Source organism: Mesorhizobium sp. M4B.F.Ca.ET.017.02.2.1, assembly GCF_003998955.1.
GTDB lineage: Bacteria > Pseudomonadota > Alphaproteobacteria > Rhizobiales > Rhizobiaceae > Mesorhizobium > Mesorhizobium abyssinicae.
Map to the genome: position 1 here is coordinate 1 of NZ_RZOF01000250.1, position 9,740 is coordinate 9,740.

General features: G+C 58.6%; 10 protein-coding genes. 8 read left to right on the forward strand and 2 right to left on the reverse strand.

Features of this window, described 5'->3' with window-relative positions; all coding sequences use genetic code 11:
* Nucleotides 1–702 precede the first annotated feature (702 nt).
* Both pyrE and EN738_RS24455 read right to left on the reverse strand, forming a co-directional pair.
* Nucleotides 703–1,299 (reverse strand): orotate phosphoribosyltransferase, encoded by a 597-nt coding sequence (pyrE, locus tag EN738_RS24450; protein WP_126057655.1) that lies wholly within the window; start codon nt 1,297–1,299, stop codon nt 703–705.
* 1,025 nt (nt 1,300–2,324) lie between these two features.
* Nucleotides 2,325–3,110: an acetoacetate decarboxylase gene (locus EN738_RS24455; protein WP_029356505.1), complete on the reverse strand. Its 786-nt coding sequence runs from the start codon at nt 3,108–3,110 to the stop codon at nt 2,325–2,327.
* 945 nt (nt 3,111–4,055) lie between these two features.
* On the opposite strand from EN738_RS24455, the gene EN738_RS24460 reads away from it, so the two are divergent.
* From EN738_RS24460 to EN738_RS24495, 8 genes are all read left to right on the forward strand, one after another.
* On the forward strand, nt 4,056–4,250 hold the full coding sequence (locus EN738_RS24460) for a hypothetical protein (RefSeq protein WP_029356503.1): 195 nt from the start codon (nt 4,056–4,058) through the stop codon (nt 4,248–4,250).
* 449 nt (nt 4,251–4,699) lie between these two features.
* Complete coding sequence (locus tag EN738_RS24465; RefSeq protein ID WP_127285952.1) at nt 4,700–5,857, forward strand: TlpA disulfide reductase family protein; 1,158 nt, start codon at nt 4,700–4,702, stop codon at nt 5,855–5,857.
* A gap of 330 nt (nt 5,858–6,187) precedes the next feature.
* Entirely contained in the window at nt 6,188–6,631 is a 444-nt protein-coding gene (locus EN738_RS24470; RefSeq protein ID WP_245466523.1) for a DUF269 domain-containing protein, read from the forward strand.
* Between the two features lie 46 nt (nt 6,632–6,677).
* Complete coding sequence (locus EN738_RS24475) at nt 6,678–6,881, forward strand: CCE_0567 family metalloprotein (RefSeq protein WP_029356497.1); 204 nt, start codon at nt 6,678–6,680, stop codon at nt 6,879–6,881.
* The gene (gene fdxB, locus EN738_RS24480; protein WP_189523724.1) at nt 6,878–7,195 is read left to right on the forward strand and encodes a ferredoxin III, nif-specific; all 318 of its coding nucleotides are present in this window, start codon (nt 6,878–6,880) and stop codon (nt 7,193–7,195) included. Before EN738_RS24475 ends, fdxB begins: the two co-directional genes overlap by 4 nt.
* A gap of 81 nt (nt 7,196–7,276) precedes the next feature.
* Nucleotides 7,277–7,597, forward strand: coding sequence for an exopolysaccharide production repressor protein (locus EN738_RS24485; protein ID WP_281015797.1), 321 nt, complete (start codon nt 7,277–7,279; stop codon nt 7,595–7,597).
* A 276-nt stretch (nt 7,598–7,873) separates the two neighbouring features.
* Nucleotides 7,874–8,887: a 1-aminocyclopropane-1-carboxylate deaminase gene (locus EN738_RS24490; protein ID WP_127285954.1), complete on the forward strand. Its 1,014-nt coding sequence runs from the start codon at nt 7,874–7,876 to the stop codon at nt 8,885–8,887.
* Nucleotides 8,888–9,489: 602 nt separating this feature from the next.
* A partial coding sequence (locus EN738_RS24495) for a TlpA disulfide reductase family protein (protein WP_145966919.1) occupies nt 9,490–9,740 on the forward strand: 251 nt, incomplete at its 3' end.

The following is a 9,740-nucleotide window of genomic DNA, read 5'->3' on the forward strand; positions in this document are numbered from 1 at the left end:
GCATACTCCAGTGTCGCCAATTCCTTTTCGTTGGCCCGCCGCAAGCCGGTCTTCCAACCAAAGGCCGAACTCGCCAATTTGCCAGCCAACTCCACCAACGATTGTCTAAATCCGCTACCCCGGGGCGGTTCGCTCGGGCTCGCTTGCTTGAGCACGGCACAGACGGGATCGCGAGCATGATGCCGCGGAATGGGAACGCACCATGCTTGGGCACGAGGGCCCGTGCCAACGCGCATCGCGCCAATCGGCGTCGTCACGTCCGAGATTCAGCACCGGCTGCTCGGCGCTTTTACGCTCGCATCATGCGCCGGCATGCCGCTGGCGATCCATGACGCGATGCCGCCGAGGCTGCTCGTTCATGGAAAGCGATAAGCACTAGATTAATGGGCAACCTCGTCGGGACCGAAAAGGGCGCTAAACCGGCTGGCTAGATCGATCCAGGGTGCCGCGTCTCCGCGCTCTGAAGCTATTCGAACGACCGTCGCCAGATAATCGGTAAAAGCCTTCAGTCTGATGGCGCCTTGCTCAGAAAGGTGGTCAATGGCGTCAAGCCGCTGGTGAACGGCAGCCAGCATATGTTGCACCAAAAGCAGTGAGGATGGGCAAGGGCAGTCGCCCTTACTCGCGAGGCGCCTGCACTCGCTGCAAAGCGGCGGAATGTCCTCTAAGGCTAGGTCGCCGGAAAGCCGTTGTATGAGATTGTCAGTGGCGTTCCACAAATTCGCTCGCATGCAGAACGGAATGCAGCGTGACCCCATGTTGGGCTAGCAGCTCCGTAGCTCCCTCGTCACGGTCCACGAGGCAAGCTGCGTCACCTACAATGCCCCCGACGCGGCGAACCTCTTCAATCGCCTTCAATATCGACTTGCCGCTTGTGGCAACGTCGTCAACGATCAGGACGACTTTTCCCTCGAGATCTTCTTTGGGCCCAAGACCTTCAATCACGTCCCTTGTGCCATGAGACTTCGGAGTCTTGCGAACGAAGATCGTGTTTATGGGTTTGTTCATCGCCGAGCTGACAGCTGCCATCGATCCGATTACGGGGACCGCTCCCATTTCAAGGCCGCCGACGTACTCTGCTTTCACTTGCTCAGCGATTTTTAGGAACTCAAGAGCGGCAAGTTGCGCGCCTCGCGCCATCATCATGGTAGGCTTCATATTGAAATAGATGTCGCTCTCTATGCCCGACGAGAGCGTGTAGCGTCCGGATCGAAAAGAGCGCTCACGGACGATTTCGCGGAGTTCGTCCTTATCGTGTTGGCTGGAATCAACTGGTCTGAATTTTGCCAGTGCCGCCATAGATCTGACCTCGCCCTAGGGAAAAAATTGGGTGCGGCATGCACCTAGTCACTACCGCTATGTGGCTTATGCAAGTGTTCGCGGGGTGTGTCAATTAATGTCAATACCGGTGCGACCGTTTCGCGCAGATTTTTCCATTATCGTTATTGGGTGCCTAAAGCGTGATCACGGGTTTCCCTACGGCTGGGTAGCGTTGGCTACCCGCCCTTGCCCGATCTCGGCAGGCACGGCTTTTCTCGATGCGGGCCGTCTCTTTGAGGATTTGGGCGTTTCATCCTCGTCCGCTCGAGTTCCGCCTCGCTCGGCCCCGTTTGCGCCAGCTTCTTAACCAGGTTGCGCATGAGGTGAGCGTTTCGGCCGCCATGTCGGCCCGTGTCGCTCTTGTGATGACGAGTGGGCAAGGCCGCGCTTTTCGTGCAACCTCGTCGTAGAGGCGCGAGAGGTAAAGTTCGAGCCGCCGAGAATTTTTGTCATCAGCACGCGGCGCAACATTTCGGCTCGCTTCATCTGACGACGGTAGAAAGCAAAGTTCAAGGTAGGTCGTAGTCCACCTCCCTGCCGGCCGAGTCTTTACGGCGATATCGGCGACAGGGGCGAGCGTCTGCCTCTGAGGCAGACGCCGAACAGCAGGCCGAGCCTTACACTGATTTTGGTGACATTGAGTTCGCCGACACCCCTGAGATGGAGCCTATCACGGGCGGGAAGCGCCTTGTGGCAGAACTCGACAAGCGGCGCTACGTTCTGGACGCCGGCGTTGCTGACAGGACATCGAGGCGCCCGAAGGTTTCGATTGCCTGCATCAGCCGCGTTCCACCTGCCTCTCACCCTGGCAACCATTTTTCGTCAATCGATCGATCCCGGACGCCGTTGTTGGACTTCGCTGTGATCAAGATCCGCGGACCACTCTTGCTCCCTCGCGGGCGAACCGCGCTTTCCTTGCCGACCCCGCTCGCGGCTTCGGCGATCACCGCCACCTTGTCGATAAGCCGGCCACCGGCTCCCCGTCGCGCTGGTTCAACAAAATATCATTGTGAAAGTTCATGGTTTCTTCCTTTCCGATGGCGAGGCTCGGCTTCCGCGAGATAGTCGTGGACGACCTTCCCGAGCGCGAGCGTGAGATCGGCGACGAGGTGTACGGCCGAGACTACTTCCAGCACCGGCAGTTCGGCGACGGGGGCAAGCGCATGCGACCAGAGGTTCAGGGCTGCCGGGCCGGTCCAGGCGCCTCTCAGATCGATGTCCTCCAGGTGGTATTCCACGAGTTCGCAGATGCGCGGCGTGCCGTCGACATGCGGGATGATTTTGAGGAGGAAGTTCGGGTCGGCGAGCGAGGCCTTAACGCTCGCAAGGTCCGCGGCCCGGTGCTTGTAGCCCATCGTACCCGTCGCGACGCGGACCGGGCCGTAGTCCAGCGTGCCAACAAGCGTGTCCGTCTCTGTTCGGAGCGTTGGGCTGGCGAGCTTCTTGGGAAAGCCCCACAACTCGCGTCCGCCCGCTGTCGGCGGATGGTCGTCGAGAAACATGCAGTGGGTGTAGCTCCCCATGCGGCCGCAGAAGGAGACAGGGATGACCTGTCCGCTTTCCGTGTAGTCGCCGAAGCCCGTCGAGTCCGGCATGCGAATGAACTCGAATTTGACCAGAGGCTCGCACACCTGAAGCGGCTCCGGCACAAGGTCGCGCAGTTTTTGCGGATCGGTGCGATATGTGATGATCAGATACTCCCGGTTGCTGAAGCGATATGGGCCGGGTGGGTAGGCCGGGCTGGTCAGGGGCATGGCGAAAGCTCTCCCACGGACGGTATCTTGGTGCATGTTTGAAATTCCTTTGTGCTGGCTCAAGTGGGCTTAGATAGGTCTCGATGATGGCGGCGAGGCTCTCCGAGGTGCCTTCGTTAGCCTGGATGCATGGCGTGATCGCGCGTAGCCATTTTGCGCTGGGCCATTGCCTCGGGGCGCACTCATTGTATGGTCGCGGACGCGGTTCCATGGGTCCGGTTGTAGTCGAGAGGCAAGATTCGAGGTAAAGTGATTTTGTTCCTCATTTGAAGGCGCTGCTTCCCGTCTGCTCTCGTGGTAGGAGGAAGTGGAGTGGCGGCCAGCTCCGATTTCGCCTCATGGCGGGGTTTGCGGATCAACGCGCACGCGCCATGCCAAATGAGAATCGTTCGAGGCAAAGCGATAGATCTTGCTCAGCTACGTTACGCCTCCGACGTTGTCGGACATCGGATAGCGCCGAACAGGACCGCTTGCGGATTGGGAGGACGTGTCTTTTGCGCAAGAGGACCTCCGCCCCTCAGGCAAATAGCTCCGACCGGGGCGCTATGCTTCACCACCGTCGGCCCGGGAAGTAACGCTCTTTATGCCGAGGTGTTCTCCCACTGGACGCCGCGCATTCGCCATCATGTGAAAGAGTTCTACTGCTCGACGACCAGAAATTCTCGACCAGCCGGGGCCATGCGGCTAGGGCAAGGAGGCTCTGGGCCCAAAGGCAGGTTGACGTCGTGCGTACCCATTCGGCGCTGGTACGCCCGCAAGGTGAGCTGGACGCGCTCCGCCGGGGGAACGAGACATTTCAAGGGATCTTGCGATATCCGTCGTGTTAGCCTCGCCGTCTTTACCGGTGTGGTTCGAGGCGCTAGTCAGCGTGACGCGCCTTGCATAGTGCCCGATCACCCGAGAACGCCTGTGATCCATCGCGAGGAAATACAGCGGACCTCATTTGCTGGCAGAACGCCTATCCGACCCAAGTACCTTCTAATGGCGGCTGGCTATCCTGCGGCGCAGATTACTGCAGTCGCGCTCGAACGTGGGCAGGTAGCGTCGCTCGACGCCTGGCTGCAGAAGTGGAGGCAGCGAAGGGCATCCGATACATTGGTGCAGCATTACGTGCTGTCGGGGCTCAACGCCGCGCTGATTGAGCCCAATGCCGCCGACTTGCCAGCCGCGTGGTGATTTATGTCCACGAGGCAAGGATCCACACGCGGCGGTGGCGGCACGAGGACCAAGCCGCCCCGCACTTTCGACCCGGCGCCAAAGTGCCACTGCTCGAGGACGCCGGCCAGTCTAATGACAGGCGAGCCATCCAAGCTCTCACCTGTCCTAAAGCGGCTGGCTCAAGAGGGCGAAACCCGACAGCGGCAGAAGACATGTCAGGTCCACGACAATCGGCCGTGTTTGGGCTCGTGGAGAATTTTCAAAGCATTTCCCGCCGCTTACCGGAGCTGAGAGGGGTTGGCACGCCCATTGCTGCTTGATGGGCGGCAACACTGTGAGAGGGCTGAATCGCATGCAAACGCGCAAGACGAGCGATGGCCTCCTGATCCGTGTGTTGCGATTCTGACAGAGAAACCAACTACGCATAAAAGCCACGAAAGGTGTGGGTAGCTTTGGATAAGAACATCATGGAACTGCGTATGGGGTCCCCGGCTCCTCCGATCAAAGTGGAGAACTGGCTGCGTGGCGAGCCCGTCACGAACTTTAAGCCCGGCAAGGTCTACCTCGTTGAATTTTGGGCGACTTGGTGCGGACCATGTGTCGACGCCATGCCCCATTTGATTGAACTGCAGGAGAAATATGAAGACAGCGGATTTGAGATTATCGGAGTCGCAGCTAGCGAACAGGGCCCAACCGCGGACGAGGCACGGACCAACGTGGATGCCTGGCTGACCGAGAAGTTCCCGAATCTGAATTATCGTATCGCGTTCGATTACACTGGCGAAATGAACAAGCTCTGGATGGATCCCAGCTCTTCGATCGGGATTCCCACCTCGTTCGTGGTCGACCGCGACGGCCACATCGCTTTTATCGGCCACCCGGCGGAACTCGATGACGTTTTGCCGAAAGTCCTTAACGGCAGCTGGCGCAGCAGCTATGAAGCGAAAGCCGCCGATGCAAAGCGAATCGCGGATAACCAAAGTGAAGCGCGCGAAATGTCGCTTACCCGGCCGATATACGCCAAACTTAGGCCGGCGATGCAGGATGAGGATTGGAACGCGGCACTATTGGCCATCGAAGAAGGCCTCGCCGTGATGCCAGAATCTTATCATTTTCGGCAGATTCATGCGGATCTTGTGCTTCACAAGCTGCGCGACATCAAAACCGGCTTGCCGCTTATGCGCCAATTGGTCGAGGACGCGATCGACAAAAAGTTCGAAGCGATGTCTTGGATGGTCATGGCGCTGAACCAACTCTTCGATCCCACGATCGACAACTCCCATCTTCCGCATGATGATCGCTTTGCGATGGGCAACGAGCTCTCAGAACAGATCCTGGAACTTAATCCTCCGCAAGGCGACGGGCCCCTTAAGTTCCGTTGGTACATCCCGGTCGCTCAGTATTATTACGAGAGCGGCAACAAGGATCGCGCGATCGAGCTGATCGAGGTAGCAATCAAATCGCTGGACCACCCGGAGCCAATGCCGGACCACACCAAACAGCACTACCTCACCCCGTTGCTTCAAGCCCTGGCCAACTACACGGGTGAGCCCGCCTGTCACGCAGATATCTGTGTGGCTCCGCAAAATAAGGCTTTCGAAACTCAAAACGCAGTCACTTCCTGAGCAAAGTTCGCGAAGGGGATGACAATTGGAATTGAACACTGGCCAATCCGCCCATCGAGGCTCGCTTCGCAGCAAGTATGTCGATGCAGCAAGGGCGGGCGGCTTGCGGCAGGTTGGATTTCAATTGCGTTGACCACCGGTCGGATCGCGGCGCAGACGATGTGCGCCGCGAATTCGCGCCGTAGGTCTCGCACTCGTGGACATGTCGAGGTCGGCCACGGGGCACTCTTGGTTGGGGTTGACCCGCCCAAGCCATTCGTCGGCCACGCAAGTGGGCCCGGAGTGGGCATCGCAGGAAAAGGAAACCGTCCCTCGAAGACGAAGACTGAAATGAGGAACAACGAAATGCCTCATGCACCGGTTGGCCCTGCTGTCAACAAGGACGAAGAAGCCCTTGCTCGCCCGTTCGTCAAATGCCTTCTGCGGCTGATCCGTACTCAGGATTCCTTCGGCTTATGGGAAGGCAATTCGGACGCCGAGCTGCTGGCCGAATTCATCATCACCAAGGAACAGCAATGTGCGACCCCTCTCATCGGCCATCCTGATTCGGACGCGCTGTGGAGGCTCGACATGTTTTACACCGCCGTGGCGCTTGCGATTGAGGAGCGCTCCGGCGTGTCGACGTCGCCAATAATTGGAATGAAACCCCTGGGGGGTTTCGGCGGTTGGTCGTTCTATCGAGACGTCCACCGGTTCGGCTTCGAGACTTTCCGCAAACTGGCTGAGGCCGGTACGAAACTGGTCGACGATGCGACTGCAGCCATTGAAGCCTAGCCCGAGATGGCGCGCATCAAGAAAACCATTGTTCCAGGAAGGATCTATGTCAGACCTAGATAAGATGAGGAAGAAAGTCCGAAAGCTCCAGTTGCGTGCAGCTATTGCCAAGATGGCATTGCAGGACCTTGTCGAGGGTCTGCCGGGCAAGTGGGCCGACATACAGGAAGTCGCCGAGAAAACCCACGCCGTTTATGCCGAGTTGGATGTTGCCAAGAGAGAACTCGCTTCAATGAAGAATTTAGGATGATGCGCACATTCACCACCCGTGACGGCTCCATTTGGATGCCGTCGTACCTGACCTTCATCGATAGCAAGACCTGCATCGGCTGCGGCCGTTGTTTCAAGGTCTGCTCGCGCGATGTGATGCATCTTCACGGCGTCGATGACGCGGGTGAAATCCTCGGCCCCTGCGATGACGAGGACGACGATTTCGACGGCGAGCTCAATCGCATGATCATGGTTGTCGACAATGCCGGCCGCTGCATCGGCTGCGGAGCCTGCGGCCGCGTCTGCCCCAAGAACTGCCAGACGCATGTTGCGGCCGACGAGCTCGCAGCATGATCAGGCCGAAAAACCAGGAGAACGGCGTTGCACTTCACATCCTTTTGTCGGCTCCTGGGGCTGGTCCTGTGCAGCAATGCTTTGATTGTTTACGTCGCTTTGGATTCGCTCCGTCTGGCAGTCGTCACGACGCTGGCCTGTTCGCTGCTGCTTCAGGCCTGCTATTTCGGCAGCGTGCTCTTTCTGATCTGGCAGTCTAGCCGCGCTCGTGGAACTCGCCTCAGCCGCCAGCATGTCGATGGTTCCAGGAAAGCTTCGTACCAGTCGTCTGACTCTGATCAACTGCGGAATGCAATTTCAGCTGTGTCCCGGCTTGGTCGAATGCCCAGCATGTGCTGCTGCTTTGATGCGCGGATGACAGGATCAGTGCTCAGACCCACACCAATTTTGGTCCCCCTCTGATGACTGAGCTGATCGTATAGGGAATCTGTGTTCGGCTAACACGCGACCACATTCGGTTTGTCCTTAGGCCGGGAGATGCGGGTGGTTGGTCGATTAGGCACATAAGAGTCATCGCAGCACGCCGGATGCGGTGTGCTTGTCGCAATGACAAACTCGGTGCTGCACTACCGATGAACGACTTCTGCACCCGCTTCGAAAGACGGGTGTCTTTGATCACACATACCCTTGGGCTGACCGGTGCGTAGCCGGTTCAGGTACTTTTTTGCTGGAGATAGCATGCTGGAAAAATTCGAACGTTATCCGCTCACCTTTGGACCCACGCCGATCGAGAGGCTCGACCGCCTCGGCAAGCATCTGGGCGACAAGGTGGAAATCTACGTCAAACGCGAGGACTGCAACTCCGGTCTCGCGTTCGGCGGAAACAAGCTGCGCAAGCTCGAATACATTGTGCCCGACGCGATCGCGTCAGATGCCGATACGCTCGTCACAATCGGTGGCGTGCAGTCCAACCATACGCGCATGGTCGCTGCGGTCGCCGCCAAGATCGGCATGAAATGCCTCCTGGTCCAGGAGAGCTGGGTCCCACATGATGATGCCGTCTACGACCGGGTCGGCAATATCCTCTTGAGCCGCATCATGGGGGCAGAGGTGCGCCTGGTTGACGAGGGCTTTGACATCGGCATCCGCCGCAGCTGGGAAAAGGCACTTTATGAGGTCAAGGCAAGGGGCGGCAGGCCATATGCGATACCTGCCGGCGCCTCTGTCCACAAATACGGCGGCCTGGGCTATGTGGGGTTCGCTGAGGAGGTGCGTGCCCAGGAAGAGCAGCTTGGGTTTGCCTTCGACTATATCGTCGTCTGTACGGTGACTGGTTCAACCCACGGCGGCATGCTCGTCGGGTTCGCCAAGGATGGTCGACAGCGCAACGTGATCGGTATCGATGCCTCCGCCATGCCCGCCAAGACCAAGGCGCAGGTGCTTGGCATCGCCCGAAATACAGCGAAGCTCGTCCACCTCGGAGCGGAAATTGTCGAGGAAGACGTGGTGTTGTTCAAGGACTACGCGTACCCGGGTTATGGCGTTCCATCGGAGGAAACCAAAGAGGCAATCCGTCTGTGCGCGCGGCTCGAGGGCATGATTACCGATCCCGTTTACGAGGGCAAATCGATGCAAGGGATGATCGACCTCGTCCAGAGGGGCTTCTTTCCAGATGGATCGAGGGTCCTCTACGCACATCTAGGCGGCGCGCCGGCGATCAACGGGTACGGCTACACCTTTCGCAACGGCTGACGTTCGGCAGACTGCGATTCCGCGGTCGCGCTCGAACGTGGGCAGGTAGCGTCGTTCGACGCTTGGCTGGAGAAGTGGAGGCAGCGACGGGCATCCGCTAATTGGTGCAGCATTACGTGCTGTCGGGGCTCAACGCCACGCGGATCGAGCGCAATGCCGCCGTTGGCACCGGGAGGCGAATTATGACTCCGGGGCAAGAATCCACACGCGGCGGTGGCGGCACGAGGACCAAGCCGTGGAGTTCGCGCTTTCGAACTGGCGCCAAACTGCCACTGCTCGAGGACCGAGGCCAGTCTAATCACAGGCGAGCCGTCCAAGCTCTCAAGAGTGATAGGGCGAAACCCGACAGCGGCAGAAGACATGTCGGGTTCACGACAATCGGCCGTATTTGGGCTCGTGGAGAATTTTCAAAGCATTTCCCGCCGCTTACCGGAGCTGAGGGAATTGGCACGTCCGTTGCAGCTTGATGTGCGGCAACACGGTGAGAGCTTCGCTGAAGCAAGCCAGAGGAGCGATTGCCTCGAGATCCGTCTTCCGATTCTACAGAGAAACCAACTCGCGACAAAAGACACGAAAGGTGTGTGATAACTTTGGATACGAACATGGAACTGCGTATGGGATCCCCGGCTCCTCCGATCAAAGTGGAGAACTGGCTGCGTGGCGAGCCCCTCACGAACTTTCGGCCCGGCAAGGTCTACCTCGTTGAATTTTGGGCGACTTGGTGCGGACCATGTGTCGACGCCATGCCCCATTTGATTGAACTGCAGGAGAAATATGAAGACAGCGGATTTGAGGCGGTCGGAGTTGCCGCCTGCGAACAGGGTCCAACCGCAGACGAGGCGCGGACCAACGT

Excerpts from the sequence above, each read along its gene's own strand:
- EN738_RS24470 (WP_245466523.1), top strand. The coding sequence starts at position 6,188 with ATGAGGAACAACGAAATGCCTCATGCACCGGTTGGCCCTGCTGTCAAC.
- pyrE (WP_126057655.1), bottom strand. The coding sequence starts at position 1,299 with ATGGCGGCACTGGCAAAATTCAGACCAGTTGATTCCAGCCAACACGAT.
- EN738_RS24475 (WP_029356497.1), top strand. The coding sequence starts at position 6,678 with ATGTCAGACCTAGATAAGATGAGGAAGAAAGTCCGAAAGCTCCAGTTG.
- EN738_RS24490 (WP_127285954.1), top strand. The coding sequence starts at position 7,874 with ATGCTGGAAAAATTCGAACGTTATCCGCTCACCTTTGGACCCACGCCG.
- EN738_RS24455 (WP_029356505.1), bottom strand. The coding sequence starts at position 3,110 with ATGCACCAAGATACCGTCCGTGGGAGAGCTTTCGCCATGCCCCTGACC.
- EN738_RS24465 (WP_127285952.1), top strand. The coding sequence starts at position 4,700 with ATGGAACTGCGTATGGGGTCCCCGGCTCCTCCGATCAAAGTGGAGAAC.
- EN738_RS24460 (WP_029356503.1), top strand. The coding sequence starts at position 4,056 with ATGGCGGCTGGCTATCCTGCGGCGCAGATTACTGCAGTCGCGCTCGAA.
- fdxB (WP_189523724.1), top strand. The coding sequence starts at position 6,878 with ATGATGCGCACATTCACCACCCGTGACGGCTCCATTTGGATGCCGTCG.